Raw genomic sequence first — 26,486 nt, forward strand, 5'->3', positions numbered from 1 at the left:
CCGCGCGACATAATGCCATATCAGGAGCAACATGCAGTGTATTTGGTCAGGATTTCGAGCTATGCGCAGCGCCAGCTGGGAACATCAACGGCGAGTAGTCGTGTGTGGCATCGACGTCATCCTGCAACCGTCGAGTTCGGCTCGATCCCACAAAACCGCAACGTTTGTCCGATCATATATCAGCAAAGAACAGCGTGGGTATCGACAACATGGAAGATGGAATCAACTAGCGGATTGAGGTCGCGCTCGCACGCGCGACTGTCCAATTGGAACGACTAAGCACGTGTAGACCAATGAACGCCCTCAAATCGATCATTAGCAAAGTTGCTACAGGTGCCACGCTGACCCGCGAGGAGACCGCAACAGCCTTTGAAATCATGATGTCGGGCCAGGCGACATCCTCCCAGATCGGGGGATTATTAATGGGGATGCGGGTACGTGGCGAAACCGTAGAAGAAGTCACCGGCGCAGCCTCGGCCATGAGGAGCAAAATGCTCCGGGTCAGTGCGCCCCCAGATCCTGTCGACATCGTTGGTACGGGCGGTGACGCTTCGGGCTCAGTCAACGTGTCGACATGCGCCTCATTCATCGTCGCCGGGGCGGGCGTTCCTGTGGCCAAGCATGGCAACCGCGCCGTGTCCTCACTATCAGGCGCTGCTGACGTCTTGGCCCGCCTCGGCGTGAAGGTCGACCTCCCGCCTGTAGGCGTTGCTCGTTGTGTGCACGAAGCTGGCATCGGCTTCATGCTTGCGCCCATCCGTCATCCGGCTATGCACCATGTTGCTCAGATCCGAGCGGCACTTGGGACCCGCACGATCTTCAATCTAGTCGGCCCGCTCGCAAATCCGGCCGGAGTCAAGCGGCAGATCGTCGGAGTATTTTCGCGGCGATGGGTGCAGCCCTTGGCGCAGGTGTTAAAGAACCTTGGTGCTGAGTCGGTGTGGGTGGTGCATGGCTCAGATGGACTCGATGAGATCACCCTCACCGGGCCGACGTTTGTTGCCGCGCTAGAGAGAGATGCGATCCGCACCTTCGAAGTCACCCCGGAAGAAGCGGGCCTCGCCCGCTGCCACAACGAGGCGCTGAGGGGCGGCAACGCCGATGCCAATGCAATCGCGCTGCAAAGCGTGCTCGACGGCATGCCAAGTCCGTACCGCGATGTTGCTCTTCTCAACGCCGCCGCGGCAATGATCGTGGCCGGCCACGCAAGCAGCTTGAAGGAGGGCGTCGCCCTTGGGCAAGCATCCCTTAATAGCGGTGCGGCAGCCGCGCGATTGAAACACCTGATCGCGATCTCCAATGCTTGACACGGCCGATGTACGACATTTTGAACACCAACATCGAAGCCTACGAGCGCGAAGAGATTGCAGGCGCAAAGCGCGAGTTGCCTCTGCCACACGTCGAGGCGCTTACCGCGGTTGCCGGGTCACAGACGCAGCAGCCCCGCTTTCGAAGCGACGGGAGCAGGATGCGCGGAAGGCCTCAGATCGCGAAGACCAGTGCGAAGCCGCCTGCCGAGACAATCAGCAAAGGCCGCGCCGAAGCTTAGGTTCTCAATTTTGAGTGCACGCAACGCGTCAAAGGATAAGCAATGACGTCTCCACGAACGGTAGAAGCGCTCGCATCTATGGCAAAGATAGAACACATCATTCGGAAATTTCGGGAGGTCATCGATACAGACAGCTCCATCCCCTCAAATTTGCGGGGTACGCTGCACACAACACTCGATAAGCATCTTCTCGCTGCAAAAAAGCAGATTGTCGACGATTCCGGAATCCACTAGGTGCTCTCATGCCGCTACGCGCTGAGAGCTGCCGACGCTCCCAAACCTCGGAGGCGGCGTCATCTTGCGGGCCCGGGGTGCCGATGGTTCACCCGTACTTATACCGATGGCGACGACGAGTTCGTGAGCCACGGCTTACGCTTTTTGGCTCAGTCCTGCGCGAAGGCCCTGATGCCCGGAGTGCCTCAGGATCGTAGGGACAACGTCCCTGGAATACGGTCGGTTTCTGACGGCTGAAGTGCGCAACTACTATCTGGATGATATCGCCACAACGAAAACGCGGAAAACCGAACACCTTCCGAGGCAGATTATGAGGGGCCAGTTTTCTTCCGAGATGCGCAATGTTCCGTCAATTCAAGCGACAGAGTTCAGGCAAGCCATGCAAAATCTGCCGAGTGGCGTCGCCATCGTAACGACGGGAACGGCCGTCGGGCGGCGTGGTCTGACGCTCAGTTCTGTGACTTCGATCTGCATGGAGCCGCCCTGCGTGGTGGTCGGTATTAATGCCAGTTCCGAAACGCATGACGCGATATTCGCCAGACGCAGCTTTGGAGTGAGTCTTCTCGGCGGCGCCAGGAGGACCTCGCGTTGCGCTTTGGCGGCCGGGAAGGTGTGAAAGGTCACCAGCGTTTCGATATCGCGCCATGGAGTCAGGGGCTCCTCGACGTACCGCTTCTGCGAAGCGCACCTTGCGCGCTCGAGTGCGTTTTGCACGATCACAAGGTGATTGGCACGCATACCATCTTTGTCGGACGAATTATCGCGACTCGGCTAGCTCATGGCAGTCCATTGATCAACTTTCGGGGCGCGCTTCGAACCTTACCGCATGATTGAGTGCCGCTTGCGCACGTTACCGCTGCTCGAGACGAACAGCGGCTAGATGCGTTCGTGGGGAATCCGAGACATGATCATAGAATATGCCTGAAAGGGGCTTTCAACTGCTCGACCCCTAGACTTTGGCGGGTTCAAGCTCGTATTGAAGGGCCCACTGTCCCCCACACCTGCAGCCTTAAGAGGGAGCACTTTCGTTGACCAAGACCACGCGCTGATTCCTATTGGCTTGGTGCCTACGCTACCCGGACGTCCCAAAGACCGCGAAAACTGTGAAGCAGCCTACAACACGATGGTTGCAAGCGCCCGCAAGCGCGGCTGGATCGACGTTAGTTCACATGCAATACGCGCGACGCACAAAGACACTTCTGACATGAAAAGCTACAACTCACATGGGAAATGGCGCACTTGACCATGTCGTGCAATTGTCTTTGCGTGATTTTGGATCAACACCTACCAGCCTTAATAGCACCGTTACCATCGACTGGCGTGTAGCATCGTTGCCGCGAAATGAGATCACACTTCACAGACACCTACGACCGACAAGTTGGCGAGCCTGATGATTACCGCGCTAGATCATGATCTGATTGAGTGGAACCGCACCACGAACTCGTGCGCGCGATAAAGGCTGAAACCTACAGGCGTCGATGACAGCCATTCCCAAAACCCCATTTTAAGCAGCCTCAATCCTCGACGGCATTCGCCGCTTGGTCGAAATCGGTCGCCGGTCTGGGCGCATCGGATATCGCGCCCGCCGGGCAGCTTGGACCGGAGACGGTTGCAGCGATCGTTTGCTGGCGCGCTCCTCCGGGGAACAGGAGGCGCCTGGCATCGTGGTGCCGAGCCATTTCGACACAGTCCATCCGATCGGCTTCGTCGAGCGGCTGCCATTCAAGATCGAGGGGGAGAGCGCGTTTGGGCAGGAATCTACGACATGAAGTGCGGCGGCTATCTCTCCTATCATGCCTTTCCGGCAAGTTCGCACCAACGGCGCGCGCTCACCGTTCGGCGGTGCTCCAGTTCTACTTATCTTACGAAGAGATCGGCAGCCCGACCTCGGGCGCGCAGATAAAGCCGAGGGCGCAACGCCAATTATGTGCTAGTGACAGAGTTGGCGCGCGATGGCGGCAAGATCGTCACCGGATGCAAGATCTCGCGCGTTTCGAGCCGTTCATCACGAACGTGCCGTGGCATGCCGGCCATTTCGGTCGCGAAGGAGCTCGTGCCAAGGATCCTCGGGCTGACATCGCGCACCCAGGCCGTCAGTGTCAAGGCGGACGCAGAACTTAACCGCCCCCCTATGAGAAGTGAAACGCCGGAGCTGCGCTCTTCTATCATGCCAAACCCTTGCCGCCGGGCTCGGCTTCGATTTGGTCGACGTCCGGCCGCGTTTCCGACGGCGATTTTATCGCCTCGCATCGCAAGACTCGACGGCCTCGGTGTGATGGCAAGGGCGCGCATATCCACCATGAGCAGCTCTACATTTCGTTAGTTGAACCGCGTGGGCGGCTATAGCATCGGCTTTACCAGACGCTGCGATGATTGCTGCGCGACGCGATATCTGCCATCGCCATTTGCCGCCGTACGGCGGCGCGCTCGCGCATTCGCGCGGCTCGTTCTTCACGGCAGGCGCCGCTAGCTGGGGTGCATCTCGTGAATTGCGTTGGCGGACAAAGGCACGCCATGGCGTGAGGGTCGAGTGCGGAAGACGTGGTACTGTGTATTTCTCGGTTGCGGCCACTAACTAAGCTTGGCATCGCGAGCTCTTCCACTTTTCCTATCGGCGTTGCCCGGTGAGCCTCGGAAAAATTTGATCCAGCGACAAGTCCAAGGGGCTTGAATCGCACGTAACGTTAAATTGTATGATCTCAAGGTACACCAGTCTCGGGCTGATCGAGATAAGGATTGCGAATGTTCGAGCATGTCAGAATCGCACCGCACCGTCTTACCTCGATCATCGCGACAGTGCGGCTTGCGGGTGGTCCTGATGGGCTCGACAATCTACGGGCGGCACCATACGCCTTCTTTGATTCACATCGCTGGAGAGCTGGTCAATTCAGAGGACGTCAACGTCACCCCTACCGCACTGTGCGGCTCCCATTGCAGATTGGAAACCGAGTTCCTCCGCGGGCCGGGACACCCGTGGAGATCAGTTGAACCAAGGAGTTTTTGGTTGTGTTCGTTCAGCCCGCTTGGAGCTCGCACGGCACCATCATCTCGGAAATGCACGACGGTCGATCCGACCTCCGATGGTTCCAATCGGCTTAGGCGGCTAATGTCGGTCGGCATGACCGGCGCGACAATCGCGAAAGATTGCTTCGCATTTCGGGGCAGCACGATGAAAAACCCCGACGGTGTCAAGAACGTTCTGTTGGTCGACCACACTGAAGGTCAATGCCGAGCCATAGTCGGCTTCAAAGATGGAAATTCCAGATCTCCCTATATGTGCGGTGAGCTTGTAAGTCGGAACCCTGAAGAAGATAACGTCATGGTGCGCTTATCACTACGCGCAGATGCACGCCAGCGCTGTCGGACAAAACGGAGCCCGTGACGACGCGCCTACGCCTTTACGCTTTAAGAGATTTACATCGAGCCCGGGCTGATGACGTCGTCAAGACCGTATGCTTCCGACTGAGATCGCTTGACTGCTCGCGTGCCTGAAGGCCATCCGATGTGATCTGATCGCGATCGAGAGCTTCCAAACGGCTCAGGAGGTCAGGGGTTTAAGCAGTTTTGCAAGTACGTAGCGAACCTGAGCGAAAAGGGGACAAAGGTGGATCTTTGCACACTGATTGAGCGTAACGCGTCGTTTGCTCCCGACAAACCCGCGATCCACTTCGACGGGGGCACCCTAAGCTACGCCGCCTTCACTCAAAGGATCGAGCAAATCGTTCGTGCTCTAAAACACCAGCTCGGCATCGAGAGAGGCGACCGCGTTGCGATCCTTGGCCTCAACCGGCCCGACTACCTGGCCCTGCTCTATGCCTGCGCGCGACTCGGCGCGATGCTCGTTCCATTAAATTGGCGGCTTACGGTCGCGGAACAGTTGTTCATCCTCTCCGACGCCCGTCCCAAAGTGCTAGCTCTAGAACAGGCCTTTGATGCGCTGCTACCAGCTCTGGCGGGGCAATTGCCCGATACCTTTGTTGCCGGGTTGGACTTTTCGCCTCTCGGCGGAAGTAAGTGGGACTGCCTGGTAGACCAGGGCCGAGGCGACGATCGCAATCAGCACACGGACCTGTCTTGCCCGCTTCTGATTGTCTATACTTCGGGTACCACAGGGCGGCCGAAAGGCGCTGTGCTGCGTCAAGAAGCGTTGCTGTGGAATGGAGTTATGAGTCAGCACATGCATAACCTCGGCTCGACCGATCATGTCCTGACGGTCTTGCCGCTGTTTCACGTTGGCGGCCTGAATATCCAGACCACGCCCGCGTTGCATCACGGCGCGACCGTCACCATTCACACGCGATTTACGCCCGAGGCGACGCTTGCTGCGATCGAACGCGACAGACCTACGCTAGCAGCGTTGGTGCCTGCCATGATGCAAGTCCTAACCGACCATCCTCAGTGGCGGACGACGGACCTCTCCTCACTGAAGGCAATTTGCACCGGTTCAACGATGGTCCCGCAGCACCTTATCGAACGCTTTGTCGCGCGTGGGGTGCCAGTGCTGCAGGTTTACGGTTCGACCGAGACCTGCCCTATTGCTGTGTATACGAGGCTCGGCGGCGATCTTACGCGTAAGGGCTCGAGCGGCTTGCCCGGCCTATGCTGCGAAGCGGCTATTCTCGATGATACCGGCAACAAGTTGCAGGCAGGCAGCCCGGGCGAGATCGCCGTACGGGGCCCCAATGTCTTCAGCGGGTATTGGGGCGCTCAACAAGCAACGCGCGAGCCTTTGCACAACGGCTGGTATCTCACCGGTGACATCGGCCGCCGCGATGCCGATGGATACTTTTGGGTTCATGATCGCAAAAGGAACCTGATCATTTCCGGTGGAGAAAATATCTACCCGGCGGAAGTAGAGCGCGCGCTCAGGGAGCATCCCGATGTCGCAGACTGCGCCGTTGTCGGTCGACCCGATCCGCGCTGGGATGAGGTGCCGATCGCTTATGTGATCAGGCGGCCGGGGGTTCGGCTTGACGCGGAAGCACTAACGGCGCATGCAGGCTCGCAGCTCGCCCGCTTTAAGGTGCCGCGCGAAATTATTTTCACGGAAGAATTGCCACGAACGGCGTTGGGCAAGATCCAACATTTCGCGCTGAAGGGGCTTACACGATCAAGCCAGCACAACGACGGCGACTGAAGATTTCGATCGGGTTTGGCATTTCCTTTACCCCGCAGGCGTGGCCGCTGAGGGCCGCGAAAACCCCACGGGTCACCGCGTCTATGCGAACACGGCAGCTGTCATGGTCGGCGCCTTTCCGTCGAATAACGTTGACCCGAAGTCGCTGATGCCGCGGATCCTCATTATGAATGCCGGTACCGCGCAAATGTCGGGCTCTGATCTGGCGACAACCCAACTTTCGCTTGCCTCCAAGTCGGCTTGGTCTCCGTGTGGTTTGCACAGGAGGGAGATAGGGGGCCCGACCACAGTCCGGGTTTGGTAAGTCAAGGATTCGCCGACTGATATCTCTGGATGCTCGCGCAGTTTGGAAGGAGAAGCACTAGAACGCGTCATTTGAACCTCAGAAACGGGAGAGAACGCTGCATGGACGAGAAGGCAAGAGAGCTCAACAGAGCGGCACTCACAGGCGCTTCTCGGCCCATGCGCCTCCTTCTCGGTCTGCAGAGCAGACCGCCGAGCTGCACGACGCCAGAGTTGGCATGGTTCGGAATGTCTGTTGAAATGCTGCTGGCGGCATACATTGCCATCCTCTCACCGAATATCGCGATTTACATCTCCTGCGCTTTGAACTTGCCAATTAGATCGCAAATGCCGTTGCTGTCGACGGTTCGCACGAGACGTCGTCCATGCCTTCACAGGTGCCGCACTCTTCCAGAAAGTTAATATAGAGGTGCTGAGCCGGAGCGACGTCGCCAGTTGGGGTACCCGTCCTCACTCAGCCGATATTCCGATCGTCCATCCCATCTCCGTTTTTGGCTCCTCGACGCCGCCGGCGCCCGCGTCAGTTAGAGCTTTGCCCGTGTTGCTGCCGGCGTATTTTGGGACGTGATCGAACTGCCCCTGCCGTCTTTGGGAGCACGATTTGTATCAATCTTCCTTTAAACCGATGAGTAGCGCGCCATTCGAGCCCGTCCGGGTTCAAAAGGAGATCGCTCTTGCGAGCCTGCGTGGACGCTCGCCCTTGACGAGTGCTTGCAGCAATCCCCGTACCAGCGCCTTGCTGAATAAAGCTTCTGATTATGCCCGGAAAAATTAGCGACCTGTCGATCGCGCAAGGCGTCTTGAACCTGGCCTGATTTGTTCGGCAGTCCGAAACCGCACAACAAGCGCCGGCCTCATAGTGTTAGCCTCGGACATTGCTGTTGAGGAGCATGCGCCGAAGCTGGAACGCGGCCTCATTTTAATCGGACCGCATCGACCCGGGCCGAGAGTGCGAGATGGTCGTTACCGCTCTCACAGCACGGAAAGCGATTATGCTTGATCCAAGATCAGGGCGTTAAGGGTCACGGCGAGATTGGTCACCAGCATGCCAACGATCCCATTGGTAAAATGAAACCGGCTTTGACTCGGTCCAAAACAACTACAGTCTCGAGGCGCTTCATATCTGGATTTTCCTTTATCAAGCGTCGGGTGAAATGCTCGTACTCTTCCATATTATTTGCAGTCACCAACAGGATGAAATCAGTTTGGCCAGTGACGTAAAATCCGCTCATCACCTCCGTCATAGTGCGGATCCCCCGCTTAAAGCGATCAATGATGTCGGCGCGATCGCGCTCAAAGAAAGTGAGGACCAGCATAGTCAAGCTTCGGCCGATCGCCCTTGGCGAAATGATTGAAACGTCTGATTCTATCACGCCCTCCTTTCGTAGGCGCTTTAGTCGGCGCTGAACTCCGGATGCAGATAGGCCAACTTTCGCGCCGAGTTCTTCACTGCTTAGGCGATTGTTGCGTTGAACGAGATCAAGAAGACGAGCATCGATTGTGTCGATTTCTATGGCTGCATTGCGGACTGTCGAGCGCGACCGCCTCGTCCAAGCATGCGACATAGTCCCATTGAGCGTCCCGGTCATCTCCAAACCTCCTCCCTAGCACCTCTACGAATGTACGTCTTCAGCTGACAATGCGCGCACTGACGAGTTGAAAGCTCAAACCTTATCGGGGACAGCTAACCACCGGTTCGGGGCTTGTGCGCGCCCGGTCGGCTTGCGTCGCCTCTCCTAATTCCAATAAGCCGCTAAAGCTCTTTTCCTCACGGCGCTGTTTGTGGGGGTGAATTTCCTTCAGCTATGTCACATCGCGCCCGTGGCGGCGCGCAGGCCACACTGGCGGTTCTCGAAACCGATTAATGACAGCACTCTTCCATAGGCAGGACGGCTTCCCGCCGGCGTCCCGTCGTGTGATGATCGATCACTGGACGCAATAGATCAGGAAGCAGCGCGCCCGGTATCGTCCCGCTCGCACCAGCATCGAGATCTGGCATCATTGTAATGGCTTCCTCTCCGTCGAAGGGGCCTAGGATTGCCTCTCCTCCGGCGTCAGTCAACGTCCGCGGCTTCGCCGCGGCAAACGGCACCTCGATATTGAAATAACTAAAGCGCGGCATCTCCCGGGCAAGGCGCACCAGAAACGACATTGTTAACGTCACGCCACTGAGCAGCGCATTCAGGACCAGGATCGAAATCTTGGCCGCATCTGCGACACGGCCGAAACGATCGAACATCGAGGGCGCGTCTGCGTTGAGGCTCACGCCGAGATAGGGCGGCATCAGCATCAGAAGGCTTGCGCCACGCGCGGCCGCATAGCGGGCGCGCTCGATTGCAAATTGCGTGCTGAAATGTTTGCATGTGATCATGACCGCCTTGCGACTACCCACATGAGCCAGGACAAATCAACCAATATATCGCACTCCTGCTCCGATAACAGGAACTGCTCGGAACAATGAGCCAGAATGCAGATCCCATCGACGCGCTCGTCGATCATGCATTCGAGCACGCGGCGCTGCCCTCAAGGGCAAGAACTCCGGTTTCCGTGAAAGCCGGTGCGACTGGGAAGAGTCGGCTATAGGCGTATTTCCATGCATTTGGCATGAGCAGGCGTCCAACAAGCAGATGTCCTTGACGGTCAGATGTCTTTGGGCTCGCTCAGGTCATCAAGAACATTCGATGCCTCGAACGGATAATAGGATTCGAGAATGGTCCTCGCAGTGTTCGCCGCCTGCAACCGAAAGGCCGAACTGATCATCGGGCGTCCAGCCATCTGCTGCGAAGACTTCGTAGTTATTATTCCAGAGGGTCCACCAGAAACTAAAGGCTGCGTCGGTGTAGCTCATGCCATAACCCGCTTCACTTTTCTCTTCCGATGCAGGGCATGAGCAATCCCCACGAGATCATTCCGGCTCTGCGGCAGCCTTCCGATGAGATCGGAGCGATAGAACTTTATCCCAGCGGTTGTCCGTGGATACGCGGTGTTTTTCGGTCAGCATTTTGGAGATGACTCGAACTGTCCTGCTTCGGCCTTATGAGGCGCGGCCCTGCCCCGATCGTGATTATTCCAGATGAGGTCGCATTGGTTGCTGGCGTCCGAACTCAGCATCTGGGTAATTTTGGGAAATATCCCTTGTAAGACGCAACCGTCTAATTCAGCTGCCAACTCAGACTTGTCGGTTTATCGCGTATCGCCGACGTGAACGGGATGATTCACCTAACATATGCTGAGCGGTGTCTTCCGCTTGTACAGCTTTGGAAAAGCAGACGGCCTAAAGGCTCCGCGGAAAGGAAACGCTAGCGAGCTTTTGTCTCAATCCCACGGGCTCCTCCTGCGGCCAAGGCATGCTTCTGAGCGAAGCTTGTTCTTGTTCAGGTGAGCGAAGGACACGACGCCCTATTATAGAGATCTTCAAATTGCCGGCCGTTTCAAGGATTCGAGCGCGCTGGCGTCCGCCAGTATCAGTCCCGTGTAAATCCTTGTCCACTGGACTCCGGCTGGACACTTTCGGAATGAAGCTGAGGCATCGGCGATGGTCAGGCGCATCAGGGACAAGACGCTCGAAAGCCGCAGTGCGCGGCTGGACAAGCCGGTGCGCAAAACGCCCGTCTTTGTATCAATCGGACAAGGCCTGTCGATCGGTTATCGGAGGAACGAGACCGCCGGCACGTGGGTGTTTCGCAAAGCCGACGGATCGCGACTATACGGCCCCCCGGACACTCGGACCCCATTGTCGACTACAGCGCGGAGTGCAACCGATCTAAGCGCGTGCCATTACGAGGCCCCGATGCAAAACCACTGTCGACCTCCAAGGTCGCACCGTGCCTTTGTATCTGAATCATGACCGATCCGGGGAGAACAACCCGCAGTAAGCGATCTTAAGCCAAACTCCGTCGTGCCAGCAACGATTGACATAATTGAAATAGTCATTACCGAAAGTCAGGATCACAAGAATTGTAACCGGCAGGCCCTCGCCGATGTCTTCGATCTGCGACAGACTGTACGCCCTGGCGCCACCCGCTCGATCGCATCGGCTGGACAGCCTGCGACCACCTCAATCTCGTGGCTAGCCACGATATCGATGATCTCTTCGCTCATGCCGGCGTCACAGTTTCTTGCTTGAAGGTATCAACTGCGGCCCGGGTCAGCCGAAAAACGCCACGACCACGGGACAGTGGGCGATAGGCAGAGCCGGCTCGGGCCTTGAGAACATTAAACCATTGGTCGGGCGTGAGCCTCGCCGGGCGCTCGCTGATCTGGATCACCCTGCCATTCGGGGCGAAGCGGACGTGAATGATGATCTGCGGATTCATATCGTTCCCGTTTTTTTGCCAGGTTTAGAGACCGGTGGGCTGCTCGATTGTGACGTGTTCAGTTTCGCCCCCTTTGGGGTGGACCTCGCGCCGCGACTTGAACTTCGCACCTGCATTGGTGCCGGGTGGCCCGTTCGGGTTGACGGCGATAATCGCCCGTGTGTTAGGCCTCATACGTACTTCGGCATTGCCTTGAGCCACGTTTCGGACCAACAGTCGATGTCGGCAAACTCCGCCCGTGCGTCCGCGAGATTGATGGCGTGGACGGCCTGAGAAACGAATAGGAGGAGGCGATTACCTCTTGCTCCCGCTCGATACTGACCGCCTTCAGGCCAAGCAGGAGCCCAATCGTGCGCTTGGAACCGCAACGTTATACTTGCGGCCAACATAGACCGCGAAAGCTCGTTCGAGCCTCTCAGTCGTCCACCGACTGGAAATTCGCTGCGAACACAATTGCGCTTCGACGGCAGAGAGTCGGCAACAATGATATCAGGATCCGAGAGCGGAATTGCATTCACCGCCTCCGCGTCATCGAGGCGATTCTCTGCAGGTCCAGTTCTGATCATCGCCCAACATGCCTTCTAGCCAGCACCAATCCAGTCGCTCGCGCCTGGTCGGCCGTAATCTGCATGCAGTGGTCCGATCCATCGATTAGATGCAGGTCAAACTGTGGAAGACGCCGGAATGGCTGCTCCGTCACATCCGACGCAGCACATCGAACCAAGGTGAGCTGCGGAAAGCGGCTCCTTAGGTCAGCAACGGCGCTAGTGTCTGTGTTAGCTGTCGCAAGCAGGCGTTCGATTTCGATCAATTGTTCTGTGGCGAGCGCCATTGTGGCTCCTATATGACTGCTGCTAAATGAGCATCACTGCCAGAACAGCCGCTCGGGATCCGTGTTCAATTCGTCGATCGCAGAGGCCAGCCGGTGGAAAATGCTGTAAAATTTCCAGTTTCCTCGCGCATGGTTCTTGAAGAACAGTTTCCAGATCCCGCTCTCGACATCGTAATGAAATAGCGCGACATCGATCTGACCGCCATCGTTCTCGATATTGCGCGAGCAGCAGGGACTCTCAATGAGATAGCCAGCCTTTACCGGCGTCACACTAGGCGAGACATAGCGATAGTGCTTGCGCGAGATCAAAGCACGTTCGATCCGCTTGCGATCTAGCTCGTTCGGATGCGGGATCAGCCCGACCGGTACCTCTCTCGACACTCTCATTGCGAGAACATCCCCTCAAAGGATTGTGATCTCTTCTTCAAGACAACCAACGACCAGCCGCTCACCAAAACCTACAAGATAAATCGGCACGCGCGCTTCGGTATGCATCGCGACCCGGACAATCTCGCCGATAGCACCGGCGCCGACCAGGATCCCATCAGGCGGCGCGGTGGCAACTGACTCGTCATTGATGAGATTGACTGCGGTTTTCACGCGCTGGCCCGATCGATATTTTGAACGGCTCTGTCATGACACAGCCATTTCCGGCAATGGCAGATCATCTACGCCCTCGTCGACCGGGTCGAGCTCTTTGCGCCCCATGCCGACGCGGTAGCCGCTTTCAAGAAATTCGACACCGTAGATATGGAATTTCTGCAGGAACGTGCCGATGGAAACGACATAACCCACGTCGCCCTTCCTGGCCAGAATGTCGCCGATCTCCTTGCCGCGAAAGGTGTCGTCATTGCGGATGGTACTGCTGGCCCGCACCTTTTCGCCGAGGCTGAACGCGGGCGGCCCGCTTTGCTGGACCACATCACTGTCGCGAACGATCATGTTCATGCACCGCCCCCTCGCGAACCTGCAGGGCGCACGGAGACGCGAGCAGAGGTGCTCTTCTGCAGCATATTGCCCTCGTCTGCGATGAGACATGCCGACTCGTCATCCGCGATGCGAATCGCCACTTCGTAGCGGGCATGCCGTTCAGGTTCGCCAGCGAGTTCCGGAAACTCCTCCTGCCTGGTCGTGATCCTCGCCGCAGGCTCATCCTCAATCTTGGCCTGATAAGCCTTGCGCGTCTCGAGGTCATATTGAACGTCCATGACCATGACCTTCTCTATGGTGAACTCGCTGCTGCGATCATCTCCGAGCAGGCCGACGGCGTCAGCGCGGCACTGGCGGCGATGCCGCATCATCTTTATCTGACCTTCACAAGCATCCTGAAGCGCCGCCAATTCCTGCGCTGTCGGGCCTCGCTGGCCTTTGAGCCCGAATGCTGTGCCGTGTTCGGGCGCGGAGATCTGTGGCATGATAAGTCGTTTTCGGATTGGCCAAGGCATCGCCGGGGCCGGCGATACCGAGCACAGTCAGCTGTGGAATTCTGGTGGCGACCGCGAGCAGCTTTCTCACCGCCTGCTCAGGAGTGAGCTTCTCACTAACAACCCCCGGACGCGATTCATTGGCGCAGTCGTACTTACGATTGGAGTAGTTGCATTGAATATTGCAAGCCGGCGCGACCGCGACATGGATGCGAGCGTAATGATGATGAGCTTCTTCGCTATAGCAGGGATGAGTCCTAACTTTGTCCCAGATTTCGGACGGCAGATCGCCTGGGGCAGCCTGTGACCCATAGCTCCCTTTGCCATTCTTCGAAGAGCTCCGGGAACCCTTATAATCGGTGATGACCCGCATCCCGCCGCTATCCTCAGCATCTTTGACATGTTTTCCGCGTCCGGCCTGAGCGGCCACAGAACGAGAGTTAGCAACTCGCGTGCCATCTCGGATGGCGATGGCATTCCCGCCCTGTGAATGAGTTAGCTAGACGTGATCCGCACAGTTGCGCGCGCTTCAGCGACAGTTCACACGTCGCAAATGCGACAGGCGTCGCGATTGTGACGGAGATGGCCGTTGGGTTCTCATTGAGCTCTCGCGTGAAATCTCCCAACCCGCACCGGTCGTTTGCGATGCGACCTCTTCCTACTAGCGGACCGGGGCGAGCAGCCCACTTTGCGTCGCTACTTGGCGCTCAACATCTCTATCGCGTGCGGGAGCCATATCGCGATCGGTGTCAGGTGTTGCTCGACCAGAAAGCAGAGTTCGTTGCGCGAGAGTGCTTGCGGATCGACGATCGCGTAATGGACGTCAGCCGAGCGTTTGGTGATCTGCCGCGCATAAATAGCAAAAGCCGATCTGAAGCGACAGCCGATGAAGAGGAAGCTCCGTCCGTTCCGCCTTTCCTTGATGATGTCGGGAACTGGTGTCTGGATGTCGATTTCAGTCAGAACCTCAACATAATCAGCGTCAGTAATCAGAAAGCTCTTGACCGGCAGCACGCCGCCATGCGGCTTGCGCAGCACAGTAGGCCAATGGGCCCCGCAGCGGGACTTATACTCCTATGTTCCAGCCTATTCGCCTTTATCTTATAGAGCTTAAGTAATTTAAGGCATCGTATCGCCTCTGAGATCAAAGACAATAATTCTCTTTTCGACTGCCGACTTGCCACCTTGGCCAGCTTGATGTGCCGGGCCATCCACCGGCGGAGATCGTGACAGTCCAGGTTGGTTGCGCCGGCCTCGTTAGCCAGCAGTTACTCTGCGGACCAGCCGGTTGAGCCCTTCGATGGCTGCACGCAGCAGCTTGCCGTCGGTCGGGAAGGTGACGGCTTTGGGCTGCACCGTGGTATCCACGGTGACCCGCTTGAGATCGCGCCTGCGCAGTGCCCCGGCGTCGTGCGCCACCCTCAGGCTCTCGGCCAGCAGAAGCTCGAGCTTGTCACCAAAGCGCTTGCACCAATGGCTGAGATCCGAGCGCTCATGCGGAAACTCGTGCTGGAAAAACGCCTCGCCGGTGAAGTGCTGGGAATACGGATCACGGACCCAGCGATCGCACACGCCTTCGTCGGAGAGACCATAAATGTGCTTGAGCAGCAGCAGCCCAACCACGAAGCGGGTCTCGATCCCAGGGCGGCCCTTGTCGCTGTACAGCGGTGCAATCTGCGCATCGACCCAAGCCCAGTCGACCTTGCCGGCGAGCTGCACCGGCTCGTGCTTCATGTTGATGATCTGATCGAGCCTGGCACGAAACAGATCGCCTTCTTCCGTCGCTTTCGGCTTCTTCGGTCGCATCGGCTCCTCCGATACGGCCATCGAATCAGGCTTTGCGATTCGACGGAATCTCAAACTGCAAATTGCAGGCTTCCGATGCTCAAACCTATCAACGCCTGCAATCCGAAACGCACCAACGTCCGGAAACCCGATTCCTGATCAGCACCTTAGGCGTTGTTCACGGACGACGGCCTAAGAGGGATGTTTCAAGAACGAGGCGGGAGCGAATTGACGTGAGTCAATGCGAACCAAGCGTGCCATCGATCGCTTTATGCCGAGCGGCATCAGCGCTCAGATACTGTTGCCGTTGAGAGGCGGCGAGACTCCCAGGCACTCCGTCCCACTTGGCCGCGCCTGCGCCGTGGCCTCAGCCAACGGCTCAGGCGCCGAGAATCGAGGTCCATACATGAATGGTGCACTGCGCATCGCGGGATCTTGGATCTGATCGAAGCAACAGCACCTTTCCCCGATATATGCTGAGATATCAGCACTTCTCGTTCCAGCTCTCCAATAAAACGTTCGAAGCCCACAACGGCATCGAAAATTCTCCTTCGGCAACCCGATCGTCGGGCGCGGCCTTGATCGCCTAGATTGTCCGGTCTAAGAGTGCGGTGCGCACGTTCGGCTCTTAGAGGACCGGCGCCGCCCCAGTCGTTCAGGCTCGCGCCGACGTAGTTCGACAGAATGGGATCGTGCCGGCACTGGCGATGCCAGCTCACGAGCTCTCGTGTCCTCTGGCTGGACTTGGGGCGTGCCAGGGCGCGGCTCCATCAGTTCGAGCACCGCTCGTCCCTCGTCCGTGATGCGCCACCCTCCATTCACACGCTCGACGAGTCGTTGCGAAAAAAGGTCGAGCTCGGGCACGCGGGCGCCCATTCTCTTGGTGCGCGCCGCCCAATCGGGACCGCTCGTGGCCAAAATGGCCATGTCTCGCTTGAGGTCCGGCATGGATGCGAACCCGTCCGGGTAGCTCACAAGGATCTTCAACACCGTGACCTGGAAATTCACATGAGCACTATCAGTGTTGTCCGCACCTACCGCCACATTGTTGGCGCAGAGCGAAGAGCTTCCATGCCGACCTGCCTAAGGCGGTCCGCCGTGATCTCACCTCTGTTGGCGGCGTCCAAGATCTTGGAAGCGACATGGGCCCGAGTGCCGGTTTCGCTGCGAGGCAGACCCTCGCAAACCTCCTCAAGAACAGCACGCAAAAGCGCAGTGGTCGTTGCGTCGAACACTTGGCGACTCCGGAAGGCGCAAAAGAATGGTAGCACGAGGAAGCACGCTGAAACTTTCAAATGAACTACTAGCTGATTCCAAGACTATGAACTTCACCACAGTTGCCGTTGTTCGTTGATTGCCTGAGACGTCGCGGCCGTGTCCTCCTCACGGAGGATAGTTATGATGCTCTTGCTCCGCCACGCCAGTGCCGAGGAACCACCTCCGTGATGGAATTTCAGCCCCGGAGAGACTCTTTTTGACGATTTTCATCGCGATGGCTGTCCTCACCGCGCAACATGAACTCATTCTCGTGGCGGCGCATCTTCAGCATCAATATCGCGCGCTGAGGCTGATTGAGCTCGCTCACCCGATGCTCAACTGCGCGCACGGCCATTCGTAACTTGCCTTGAAATCCTTAATTCTCGTTGAAGCCAAGGTTTCGTTGGGCCGAGACCACGTTCTGGAATCGTGTTGCATAAAGATTGATGACAGACCGCAGGGAGGGTCATCGTCGCGCAAATCGGTCACGAATCCCTCAACACGACTGGATGCTGCGAGCTGGCGCTCATGATTATCGGCATGCTTCTTGATCGATTCTTCACTGGGCTTGCGCTCGAATTCGGTTGCAATTTGCCCGGATTCCAAGAAGGTTTGTGACAACGATACGACATGATCTTTGAATTCGTTGCTGGCATTCGACTCATGTTGCGCCACGCTCCCGTAGAGCATGGCGACAGTGCAGAGTGCGCCTGTGACAATGACCCCTGAAATCCCCGGCAGTGCCAGCTGTTCGCGTAGCCCAACGCGGAATCCGCGACGCGGTGATGATGTCCAATTCCGATCGCGACTTTGCGCATTTTGCCCCTCAAATGACTTGTTCGTACGCGCCCGATGCTGGTTCGCACTGTCGCGACGCGCAGCTATCCTGCCAAATCGCCGAGCTCAATGTTTCTCTGCCTCTCGTTGACGAGCGCTGACTAATTTAGATTGATTTGCTAAATCCTGAAACCGAGCTATCGAGGGTACGGACGCGTACAACGAGCGAGTGTTCGATGGCCTCAATGAACAGTACGCAAGTTCGAATATTCTCGCGAGAAACGCTTCAAGATAGCAGTTGCTGCGAACTTGGCGAAATCTGCGCACGAAAACTGCAAGATATCGCTGCGAACGCCTCCAATCCTCCCAGGTAAATGAGTATCCGATATCCGCTTGCACGATCTGACGACGTTTCGTGCAAGATTGGAGTTCCCAGTGAGTTCATTTACTTGCCGAGCTCCTATTCAGTGCCCTTCGGGGCTTTTCCTCCCTGACTCGGCCGCGCGGTATCTCGCGCGGCCTTTTTTCGCGATCGACGAAGACCTGATTGCTCGGATTTGAAAACCTCCAGGAGCAACGCGACGACCCCGACCGCCGCCGCACAACCCACGCAAGGCTCGTCCTTCCTGCGCTAGCGTCTGAAGAACCCGTCACATCTGCGGGAGGCCTGCTACACTGATGGCGCCTGAGTCGGCTCACCTCGCCTTTCGGTAAAAACAATCTGGCGATCGGCATTGAGCTCGCCAAACTGCCGCAGCTCTCGGCCGACGGCTGCACGAGAGCCGTGGAGGCTGCTGAACGAGCGCTCCCTGCATGGGCTAAGCTCACAGCCAAGCAACGTTCCAACATCCTGCGCAAATGGTACGAATTGATCGTTGCCAATCGCGAGGATCTCGCGCTAATCCTGACCTCCGAGCAGGGCAAGCCGCTCTCCGAGGCGCTAGGCGAAGTCGATATCGTTGGCGCCTATGTCGAGTTCTACACCGAAGAGGCGCGCCGCATCTATGGCGAAACGATTCCCTCGCCGCGCCCGGATGCAAGGCTGCTTGCGATCAAGCCACCGATTGGCGTCTGCGGCGCCATCACGCCGTGGAACTTCCCCAACTCGATGATCACCCGCAAGGTATGGCCGGCGCGCCGCAGGCTGCACCGTGGTGCTGAAACCAGTCAGTGAGACGCCGCTCTCGGCGCTTGCGCTCGCAGCCCTCGCTGAGAAAGCCGGCGCGCCCAAGCGGGTCTTCAACGTCTTCACCGGAGATTCGCGACCGATCGGCGAGGTTTTGTGCGAGCACGCGGCCGTTTGTCGGCTTCACCGGCTCGACCGCGGTCGGCAAGATCCTCTACCGTCGGGCCTCCGTCGGCCTGAAGAAGCTCGGCCTCGAGCTCGGCGGTAAGGCGCCTTTCGTGGTGTTCGACGACTCGATATCGATGCCGCCATCGAAGGCGCCATCGTCTCCAAATACCGCAACATGGGCCAGACCTGCGTCTGCGCCAACCGCCTCTACGCACAGGCAGGCATCTATGAGGAATTCGTGCAGAAACTCTCGACGAAGGTCGCGGCGATAAAGATCCGCGAGGCTGCGGTTCGTGCCTGCACACTGTCCATGAGCGGCGCGATCGCGGCGGTTGTGCTCAGTCATAATTCGGTCTTGACAGCCGCAGCTCTGGTTTTGGCGGGCGCCGTATGGACGTGGACGCTGTTCAACATTGGCGTGCAGCTCTCCGCCCCGCGCTAGGTTGCGGGCCAATCCGTTGCGGCTTGGTAGGCTGCGTTCTCTGGGGGCCAAGCAGTTGGCAGTTGGGGCTGGGGGCGCCTCACCGATGCCGTCGCTGTCGACATCACGCTGCTCGTCTCTGCCGGACTGATGCTGCTCTTGCCGCTGCTTGGGCGCTGGCTGCGCATGCCGGCCATCACCGAGCGCGGGGATGACGCCGACATGCTTGCCGATCCTAAGGTGCGGCTCCCGCTGACCTGCCGGAGCGGCCCACTGGTAGTTGAGCTCGACTATCGCGTGGCCTCGGAAAATGCGCGAGCCTTCGACAACCTCATGCAGGATGTGCAGCTCTACCGGCGACGCAACGGCGCCTATGGTTGGTCAATTGCGCGTGATATCGCCGACCCCGAGCTGTGGACCGAGCGCTAGACTACCCGACATGACTCGATATTTGCGCCAACGCAACCGCTGGACCAGTCGGAGCGCGCACTACACGAGAAGGCCATGGCATTCCATATCGGGCCTGAGCCCCTGAGTATCTGTCGTATGCTGGAGCGCCCGTTTGGATCGGTACGCTGGAAGGATGATGTGCCCGACCGCGCCGCGAGTGAGCGCTAGCTGCTGGTTGAGAGCGCGGCTCAGGCACTAGCTGTCGTCCCTTCCATCGCACCCGCATTCAAGGACCCCGGGTACGTTGACGCCCTTGCGCTTGGCTAAGCCTTCGCCGTCAATCAAGTTGGAGAGAGGACTTCCACCTCCAAGCTGTCGCTCATACTCGGCACACAAAAAGGGCCACTCTGATGAGCGGCCCAAGTCTGCGACGAAACGTCCCGTAGGGGACCTCTAGGATCAGGCCGCAGCCTGTTCGATCGGCGAGAAGGGAAGACCAAGGCTCTCGGCGACAGCCTTATAGGTTAGCCGGCCCCGATAGACATTCAGGCCTGCGCGCAGATGCGGATTTTCGAGCACAGCTGCAAATCCCTTACTGGCGAGAGCCAAACCAAAAGGCAGCGTAGCGTTGTTGAGTGCCTGGCTTGAGGTGAGCGGCACAGCTCCCGGCATGTTTGCGACACAATAGTGGATAACGCCATCCACCTCATAGGTTGGATCGGCATGTGTCGTCGCCCGCGATGTCTCGAAACATCCGCCCTGATCGATCGCTACGTCCACGATCACGGAGCCTTTGCGCATCGAACTCAACATACCGCGGCTGACCAGTTTCGGCGCGCTCGCGCCAGGAACGAGAACGGCACCAATGACAACATCCGCCGCAAATACCTCTTCTTCAACGGCGGCGATCGTCGAGAATCTCGTACGTACTCGTCCTTCGAACAGCTCATCCAGTTCGCGAAGCCTGGGAATCGAACGGTCGAGGATCGTGACCTCAGCGCCCAAGCCTGCCGCCATCCGTGCAGCGTGAGTGCCGACAACGCCCCCGCCGATCACCACAATGCGAGCGGGTGGCACGCCCGGTACCCCGCCAATCAGCAATCCCCGTCCGCCCGCGTACCGCTTCAGCGCCGCACCCGCGGCTTCAATCGCAAGTCTTCCCGCAACCTCGCTCATAGGGGCAAGCAGTGGAAGGCCACCGTGCGCGTCGGTCACAGTTTCATAGGCAATTGCGGTGCAGCCAGACTTCATGAGACCCTTCGCCTGCTCCGGATCCGGAGCCAAATGCAGATAAGTGAAGAGGATCTGGTTTTCTCGAAGCTGCGTCCATTCGGAGGGCTGTGGCTCCTTGACTTTCACGATCATTTCGCTCGACGCGAATACCTCGCGAGCAGAGGTCGCAATCGTCGCGCCAGCTTTGCGGTAGTTATCATCTGTCGCGCCAATCCCGGCGCCGGCATTGCTCTCGACCAATACGCTGTGGCCAGCTGCAACGTATTCGCGGACGGCCCCAGGCGTCAGGCCGACGCGGTATTCGTGCGTCTTGATTTCCTTGGGAACGCCGACCTTCATTTGCAATCTCCTTGGTGAGCAGCTCGTTGTAATCGGAAGAGCGGTACAAACCTGCGAGCCGAGAAGCCAAATAGCGCAGTAATCCGGCGATCTTCCCTGCCTGTTTGCAGGATTTCGAACAGACGACCGAAGACCGCCGAGTTGGCAGGGATGCTACCACAGGGTGGCAAGACCTGATGCGGCCCCGGCAGCCAAACCAGGCGCTCGTGATCAGGATTGATCTACGCCGGACTGGATCGACTTCTTCGTTGTTTTGCCTCATTCGCAGCGATGCTCGATTCGCTAGCACGAGTAGCGCTTGCGAGGGAGGCCCGCGGATTCATCAAAGATGGATCGGGTTTTTCAAAGGTTTGCTGAACGATTGACCGAAAGCACGCATCGAGACGCAGCTCAGCAGAGCATGGCTGAGGTCGCCGCTGCGCTCAAACTGTCGTGCTTCGCATATCTCGCTCTTCCCCGCGAGCCAGGCAGTGCTCCCAACCGATCTCGACATATCCCCCCTCCTGGACCGCCATCTATCTGCAGCGCGGCTACGAATCCGTCGATCCGGTGGTACGTCGGGCAATGCGCCAGCCTAAGCCCTTCCGATGGGGGCTTGGATTTGAAGCGCGAAATCGGTCGGAGTCCGAACGCGCTTTGTTCGAAAAAGCCGAAAAATTTGGGATTCGCTGCGGGTCTACATTTCCTATCCACGATGACAAGGGCGCAATCGCCGCGCTGAGCTTTGCAAGTGACGAGCGTTGAACTGGTTTCGAGCGCGCGCTTGTCGAGCACGCCCAGAGCCTGCGATTAATCGCAACGTTTTCCATGAGCATGCAAAATGCTTCTGGACGATTGATCGCATGATCGGCGGCGTGGTGCTGCCTCCTCGCGAGTACCAGTGTCTCGAATGGTCCGCGCGGTAAATCGGCTGGGGAGATCGGGATCATTCTCGGCATCGCAGAGCGAACTGCGGGATTTCACCTGGACAACGCCCGTGCGAAGCTCGGTGTCAGCTCGCTTCGTCAAGCGATCGTGCTGTTGACCGAAACAAAATCTCGAAAATTAAACACCGGCCTTCCATAAACACCTGTGGAACTGCACAGGATGCGTTTGCCTAGGCCTCTCTCCTTAGTTGCCGAAACGAAGCAGGGAGGCAAAAATGATGCAGCTCATCACGCCGGAATACTACGGGGAATTCCTCCAACGGTCTCGCCGAGATGCACCGGCTGCGCTACCGCGTTTTCAAGCAGCGCCTGGATTGGACCGTCGAGGTCAGCGGCGACATGGAAGTCGACGAGTTTGACGTCCTTCGACCGGTGCATCTACTGAACCGCTCGGGAGCCGGACGTATTCAAGGTTGCGTCCGACTTTTGCCTTCGACCGGTCCCACCATGCTGAGGGACACCTTCCGATCCTGCTGGACGGGCAGCCGGCGCCACGAAGCGATCGGATCTGGGAGAGCAGCCGATTCGCGCTCGATGTTCCCGCGGATGCGCCGAAGGCGAGCTGCGGACTTGCTGCTGCCAGTTACGAGCTGTTTGAGGGTATGATTGAATTCGGCCTTTCCATTGAATTGATCGAAATCGTCACTGTGACCGACGCCCGCATGGAGCGCATTCTTCGCCGGGCCGGATGGCCCCTTCGCAGAGTGGGAAAAGCTCGCCCTCTCGGAAACACCATGGCGGTTGCCGGGTATCTGGAGGTCTCGCCCGATGCGTTGGACCGCATCCGCAAGGCGGGGCACATCTCGGGACCGGCGCTCTGGGCTCCGGTCATTCAAGCGGCTGCCTAGGTTCTGGAAGCAAACCCAATCGCAGCATCGCACTAGATTGGTGCGGAAGGCCGCTCTTCTCTCTCAAGACTTGCGATGCACAAGCCACGTCGAACACGACCGTCACTTCAAGCCAGTAAAGCGCTCGAACTGAAACACCTGAGATCGGCCGTGGCTGCGGCCGATTGCGGGAGCGTTCGTGGAGCCGCCGAGTTGCTGAGGTCCCAACAATCGAGCCTCAGCCGAACAATCAGCGAGTTTGAGCACCACTTGGGCGTTCCAATTTTCGAGCGCTTCAGCGGAGGTGTGCGCCCAACGCGGCCCGGCTGCGACGTCCTTCGATTGGCCAGGACCATCCTGGAGGAATTCGACCCACTCATCGCAACCGCGCGATCCGTTCACAACAGCGAAACCGGCCGTCTGAGCGTCGGTTTCTGCACATCGCTTTCGGCCGGCAATCTGCAAGCCTCCTTACTTGAGTTCAAGGAGCGGTTCCCGCAGATCGCGCTTGCGAGGTTGAACGATCAAGAACACGTTTAGCAGCGGCACTCCGCAACGGAGCGCTTGATCTCCTGATCGTCACGGGGAGCTTGCCGTTTTTGGACACTAAAGCCATGTCTCTGTGGAGCGAGCGTGTTCTCGTTGCCTTGCCTCATGACCATCCTCTCAGTTCGCGCCGAGACTGTCTGCTGGACCGACCTGCGCGGCGAGACGGTGCTGCTCAGCCACTACGACCCCGGAAAGGAGCTCGAATATCTTCTGGTTTCCAAGCTCGTCTCGCCTGAGGTCCGCCCAAAAATCGAGCGCCACGACGTCAGTCGCGGCATCATCAAAAGCCTGATCAGCATGAACACAGGAATAAGCCTCGTGCTCGAGTCCGACAAAGGCGCGAATTTGGCGGTGTCTACCGAGAGCTGCGCGATGGCGCGGGTGCGAGCCGATTCGAGTTTTCTGCCTATTGGCACGCCGACAGTGAGACCCGGCCCTGCAGGAATTCCTGATGTTACTCTCCGAGCGCTATTCCTCGCCTTCGATCGGTCGCTGACGCGCGCGGCGCGCTTTCCGGAAGCTCCTGTCGGCCGCCATGAACCGGGCCAGCATGGGCGCGATAAGCTTGGCCGGATCTCCGATCGGGTGAGCGGTCTCCTGTGCAAGGATCTGGGAGTATGCCACGAGATCCCTGTGCACGCTCGCGGGCAGTTCATGCGTAATCTTGATCGGCTTGTCGTCTTCGATTGCTCCGAGCTTAAGCTTTGCCATCGTCCTCAACCTCTATACGGTTCGAGCATCAGGTCACGGTTGACGATCACCCGCACCGGAAATCCCGGACGGATCGTCAAAGTCGGCTGTATGTTGAGATTGCGGCGGACCACCTGCTGGCCTGTTTGATTGATCGAATCCCCAGCTCCACGGCGGAGGGCGGCAATGAGATCGTTGTTGGTATTGCCGTTATCCGCCCCGGAATTCACCTCCGTGCCGACGGAAAGCAGCGTCGAAAGAGCGGCGGCCCCCAACAATTCCTTCCAATGATTGTCGACTTCGTCCTCAAGACCAGAGTAGCCTGCCGCATCTGCACCGGGCTGCCGTTCCAAAACAATCGATCTCCCATTCGGCATGATAAGGCGCGTCCAGACCAGGAGCACGCGCGACTGCCCAAATGCGACCTGGCTATCGTAGCTCCCGATCAGCCTTGCTCCCTGGGGGATAAGGCGAGCTCGACCGGTAGGAGAATCGTACACCGATTCTGTGACTTGCGCCGTGATCTGGCCAGGCAGGTCGGACCGGATTCCTGTGATCAGAGCGGCCGGGATGACCGTTCCGGCCTGAACGACAAAAGGCGAAGCCGGCCTCACAAGGCGATCGGAGCTTGTCGTTCGGCGATCGACCGTTGCACTGACGAACGCGAGCTTTCGGTCTTGGCCATTCTGAGCAAATGCTTCGTCCGATGATGGCGCGGCGCTTGAACGAGCTTCGCTCGATGAAGTGGCAGGGGCTTGTGGCCGGACATTGGTGCTGGCAAATACCTTGCTGGTCCGTGCTGCCTCGCTCTCCTGGTTGATACGCTGCTGTTCGGCATCGATACCGAGCGAGCTGGACGTCGAAGATCCCTGTGCTGCGACGATCGGCCGGCCGAGATCGCCCGGCAAAGGCGGCCCCAGGCGCGGCACGTCCTTCGGGATCTCGGTGTAATCCTTTGGTAAGGTCGCAAGCTGATCGGCGATATTGCGGTGGTCGGTCGCGTAAAGCTCCTCGGGCGCTGAAGTACGTGACCGTTTCTCGTGCAGCGCCCAGAGCACCGCGCCAGTGATCAGCGCGAACACAAGGGCGCTGCCGCCGATAAGGACTTTCCGCGAGAGGCGCGTAACTTTTGGCCGATCCGGCCGGAGCCGCAGGGTTTCGGCGATCTCTTCCGGCGGCTTGCCCCGAGGCGCTTCCTTTGGTGTATCGATTGCCTGGTCAGTATCGTTCAAAGCGACCTCCCGTCGGTTCGCACGATCCTGACCTTCTGCTGGCGCTCCTCGCCCAGCCTCAGTTCCGCGGCCGCGAACAGCCGGTCAACAATCAGCACATTTCCGTAAGCGCGGTAGTTGACGATCTCGGTTTTGCCGTCGGGCCCGATCACGAAGAGCGGCGGCATCTCGCCCTGACTGACGCCGGGGGAGAATTCAATGTAGGTTTTTCGGCCATCATCATAAGCGTTGACGGGACGCCAAGGTGGGCTGTCGCCCTCGATGGCGTAGCGGTAGCGGCGCGCCGGCAGGTCCGGAATAAAGGGTGCCGGCGGTAAAGCTCGCGTTCGCCCGCCACGATCCGCCGGATAGAACCAGGCGACCGAGGGCATATAGGGCTTTTCTTTGGCGCGAAGCTCGATCAGGTAAGTACGGCGATCAGTATTGACGACGAGGTTGGTCTCGATCGAGGGACGGGTGGGCTTGACCATGATGTGAACGCGGCGGGTGTCGCCGCTGCCACTCTCGGTGTCGCCGACCACCCAGCGGACGGTATCGCCTGCGGCGACCGGTCCTGAGCCGATCAGCTGCTCACCGGGCTCGAGGGCAACGTCCGTAATTTGCCCCGGCGCGGTATAGATCTGGTAGAGCGCGCCCGGACTATAGGAAAACACTTGCACCGCATTGTAGTAGCCGGCTTTGCGAGGCTGCACGCGTGCAGCCTCATTTGCGGTTTCGATGCGCTCGACAGGCACCTTGGCCTCCGCGCTGTTGCCGCCTCGTGCAGCCTTCCAGGCCGGCGGCACATGCAGCGGTCGCGGGTGATCATCGGCAAGCGCCGGCAAGTCCGGTGCCGGCGGGAGCTCGTTGTCGTAGCTGATTTGCGGCGGCCTGAAGGTCGTGCAGCCGCCGAGCGTCGAGACACAGACCAGAAGAGCCAGAGGCAAGCACGGCCGCACTTTTCGTGACACAATAACGAGACCTGACGGCAT

At 58.5% G+C, this 26,486-nt stretch carries 20 protein-coding genes and 8 pseudogenes; 9 read left to right on the plus strand and 19 right to left on the minus strand.

Annotation, left to right across the window (positions count from 1 at the left end):
- The first annotated feature begins 293 nt into the window (after positions 1–293).
- From trpD to IVA81_RS16405, 4 genes and pseudogenes are all read left to right on the plus strand, one after another.
- Positions 294–1,307 (plus strand): anthranilate phosphoribosyltransferase, encoded by a 1,014-nt coding sequence (gene trpD / locus IVA81_RS16385; RefSeq protein WP_247319883.1) that lies wholly within the window; start codon positions 294–296, stop codon positions 1,305–1,307.
- Between the two features lie 8 nt (positions 1,308–1,315).
- Positions 1,316–1,549 carry a hypothetical protein gene (locus tag IVA81_RS16390; RefSeq protein WP_247319885.1) on the plus strand — a complete coding sequence of 78 codons (234 nt, stop codon included), beginning with the start codon at positions 1,316–1,318 and terminating at the stop codon, positions 1,547–1,549.
- Between the two features lie 613 nt (positions 1,550–2,162).
- Positions 2,163–2,617: pseudogene (locus IVA81_RS16395) on the plus strand (flavin reductase family protein).
- A gap of 2,770 nt (positions 2,618–5,387) precedes the next feature.
- Entirely contained in the window at positions 5,388–6,920 is a 1,533-nt protein-coding gene (locus IVA81_RS16405; protein ID WP_247319887.1) for an AMP-binding protein, read from the plus strand.
- Positions 6,921–8,260: 1,340 nt separating this feature from the next.
- On the opposite strand, the gene IVA81_RS16410 is transcribed toward IVA81_RS16405, so the two are convergent.
- From IVA81_RS16410 to IVA81_RS16475, 15 genes and pseudogenes are all read right to left on the minus strand, one after another.
- Positions 8,261–8,737, minus strand: coding sequence for an Lrp/AsnC family transcriptional regulator (locus IVA81_RS16410; RefSeq protein WP_247319968.1), 477 nt, complete (start codon positions 8,735–8,737; stop codon positions 8,261–8,263).
- 347 nt (positions 8,738–9,084) lie between these two features.
- Positions 9,085–9,594 carry a hypothetical protein gene (locus tag IVA81_RS16415; RefSeq protein WP_247319888.1) on the minus strand — a complete coding sequence of 170 codons (510 nt, stop codon included), beginning with the start codon at positions 9,592–9,594 and terminating at the stop codon, positions 9,085–9,087.
- 297 nt (positions 9,595–9,891) lie between these two features.
- Positions 9,892–10,071, minus strand: a complete 180-nt coding sequence (locus IVA81_RS16420) for a hypothetical protein (protein WP_247319890.1) — start codon at positions 10,069–10,071, stop codon at positions 9,892–9,894.
- Between the two features lie 1,249 nt (positions 10,072–11,320).
- Positions 11,321–11,539 carry a hypothetical protein gene (locus tag IVA81_RS16425; RefSeq protein ID WP_247319892.1) on the minus strand — a complete coding sequence of 73 codons (219 nt, stop codon included), beginning with the start codon at positions 11,537–11,539 and terminating at the stop codon, positions 11,321–11,323.
- A gap of 562 nt (positions 11,540–12,101) precedes the next feature.
- Positions 12,102–12,371: a DUF6129 family protein gene (locus IVA81_RS16430; protein WP_247319894.1), complete on the minus strand. Its 270-nt coding sequence runs from the start codon at positions 12,369–12,371 to the stop codon at positions 12,102–12,104.
- A gap of 33 nt (positions 12,372–12,404) precedes the next feature.
- Complete coding sequence (locus tag IVA81_RS16435) at positions 12,405–12,758, minus strand: DUF3024 domain-containing protein (RefSeq protein WP_247319895.1); 354 nt, start codon at positions 12,756–12,758, stop codon at positions 12,405–12,407.
- Between the two features lie 15 nt (positions 12,759–12,773).
- Positions 12,774–12,992 (minus strand): annotated as a pseudogene (locus tag IVA81_RS16440) (nitrogen fixation protein NifZ); the annotation flags it as partial.
- 12 nt (positions 12,993–13,004) lie between these two features.
- The gene (locus IVA81_RS16445) at positions 13,005–13,319 is read right to left on the minus strand and encodes a nitrogen fixation protein NifZ (RefSeq protein WP_247319897.1); all 315 of its coding nucleotides are present in this window, start codon (positions 13,317–13,319) and stop codon (positions 13,005–13,007) included.
- Positions 13,320–13,465: 146 nt separating this feature from the next.
- Positions 13,466–14,168, minus strand: a pseudogene (locus IVA81_RS16450) (hypothetical protein); the annotation flags it as partial.
- Positions 14,169–14,491: 323 nt separating this feature from the next.
- Positions 14,492–14,836: pseudogene (locus tag IVA81_RS16455) on the minus strand (SIR2 family protein); the annotation flags it as partial.
- Positions 14,837–15,055: 219 nt separating this feature from the next.
- Positions 15,056–15,601, minus strand: a pseudogene (locus IVA81_RS16460) (transposase); the annotation flags it as partial.
- Positions 15,602–16,180: 579 nt separating this feature from the next.
- The gene (locus tag IVA81_RS16465) at positions 16,181–16,588 is read right to left on the minus strand and encodes a hypothetical protein (protein ID WP_247319899.1); all 408 of its coding nucleotides are present in this window, start codon (positions 16,586–16,588) and stop codon (positions 16,181–16,183) included.
- Positions 16,589–16,614: 26 nt separating this feature from the next.
- Entirely contained in the window at positions 16,615–16,815 is a 201-nt protein-coding gene (locus IVA81_RS16470; protein ID WP_247319900.1) for a hypothetical protein, read from the minus strand.
- 218 nt (positions 16,816–17,033) lie between these two features.
- Positions 17,034–17,165, minus strand: a complete 132-nt coding sequence (locus IVA81_RS40485) for a hypothetical protein (RefSeq protein WP_256469340.1) — start codon at positions 17,163–17,165, stop codon at positions 17,034–17,036.
- Entirely contained in the window at positions 17,162–17,527 is a 366-nt protein-coding gene (locus tag IVA81_RS16475) for a hypothetical protein (RefSeq protein WP_247319901.1), read from the minus strand. The genes IVA81_RS40485 and IVA81_RS16475 overlap by 4 nt, the downstream gene beginning before the upstream one ends.
- A 725-nt stretch (positions 17,528–18,252) precedes the next feature.
- On the opposite strand from IVA81_RS16475, the pseudogene IVA81_RS16480 reads away from it, so the two are divergent.
- Positions 18,253–19,947 (plus strand): annotated as a pseudogene (locus IVA81_RS16480) (aldehyde dehydrogenase family protein).
- Between the two features lie 231 nt (positions 19,948–20,178).
- Here IVA81_RS16480 and ald read toward each other — a convergent pair.
- Entirely contained in the window at positions 20,179–21,291 is a 1,113-nt protein-coding gene (gene ald / locus IVA81_RS16485) for an alanine dehydrogenase (protein WP_247319902.1), read from the minus strand.
- A 432-nt stretch (positions 21,292–21,723) separates the two neighbouring features.
- Here ald and IVA81_RS16490 point away from each other — a divergent pair, with 432 nt between their 5' ends.
- The 4 genes and pseudogenes from IVA81_RS16490 (at position 21,724) to IVA81_RS16505 (ending at position 24,089) form a co-directional block, all read left to right on the plus strand.
- On the plus strand, positions 21,724–22,035 hold the full coding sequence (locus IVA81_RS16490; protein ID WP_247319906.1) for an autoinducer binding domain-containing protein: 312 nt from the start codon (positions 21,724–21,726) through the stop codon (positions 22,033–22,035).
- Positions 22,036–22,227: 192 nt separating this feature from the next.
- Positions 22,228–22,356 (plus strand): hypothetical protein, encoded by a 129-nt coding sequence (locus tag IVA81_RS16495; RefSeq protein WP_247319970.1) that lies wholly within the window; start codon positions 22,228–22,230, stop codon positions 22,354–22,356.
- A gap of 76 nt (positions 22,357–22,432) precedes the next feature.
- Positions 22,433–23,065 (plus strand): annotated as a pseudogene (locus IVA81_RS16500) (acyl-homoserine-lactone synthase).
- Between the two features lie 75 nt (positions 23,066–23,140).
- Positions 23,141–24,089 (plus strand): annotated as a pseudogene (locus IVA81_RS16505) (LysR substrate-binding domain-containing protein).
- Here IVA81_RS16505 and IVA81_RS16510 read toward each other — a convergent pair.
- Genes IVA81_RS16510 through trbG form a run of 3 tightly spaced genes read right to left on the minus strand, consistent with a single transcriptional unit; the run spans position 24,062 to position 26,486 of the window.
- A complete protein-coding gene (locus IVA81_RS16510) occupies positions 24,062–24,304 on the minus strand; it encodes a DUF2274 domain-containing protein (protein ID WP_247319907.1) in 243 nt (80 codons plus the stop codon). The pseudogene IVA81_RS16505 and the gene IVA81_RS16510 overlap by 28 nt on opposite strands.
- 5 nt (positions 24,305–24,309) lie before the next feature.
- Complete coding sequence (locus IVA81_RS16515; protein ID WP_247319908.1) at positions 24,310–25,515, minus strand: TrbI/VirB10 family protein; 1,206 nt, start codon at positions 25,513–25,515, stop codon at positions 24,310–24,312.
- Positions 25,512–26,486: a P-type conjugative transfer protein TrbG gene (gene trbG / locus IVA81_RS16520; protein ID WP_247319909.1), complete on the minus strand. Its 975-nt coding sequence runs from the start codon at positions 26,484–26,486 to the stop codon at positions 25,512–25,514. The genes IVA81_RS16515 and trbG overlap by 4 nt, the downstream gene beginning before the upstream one ends.

Origin of the sequence: Bradyrhizobium sp. 141 (genome assembly GCF_023074055.1) — a bacterium.
Taxonomy (GTDB): domain Bacteria; phylum Pseudomonadota; class Alphaproteobacteria; order Rhizobiales; family Xanthobacteraceae; genus Bradyrhizobium.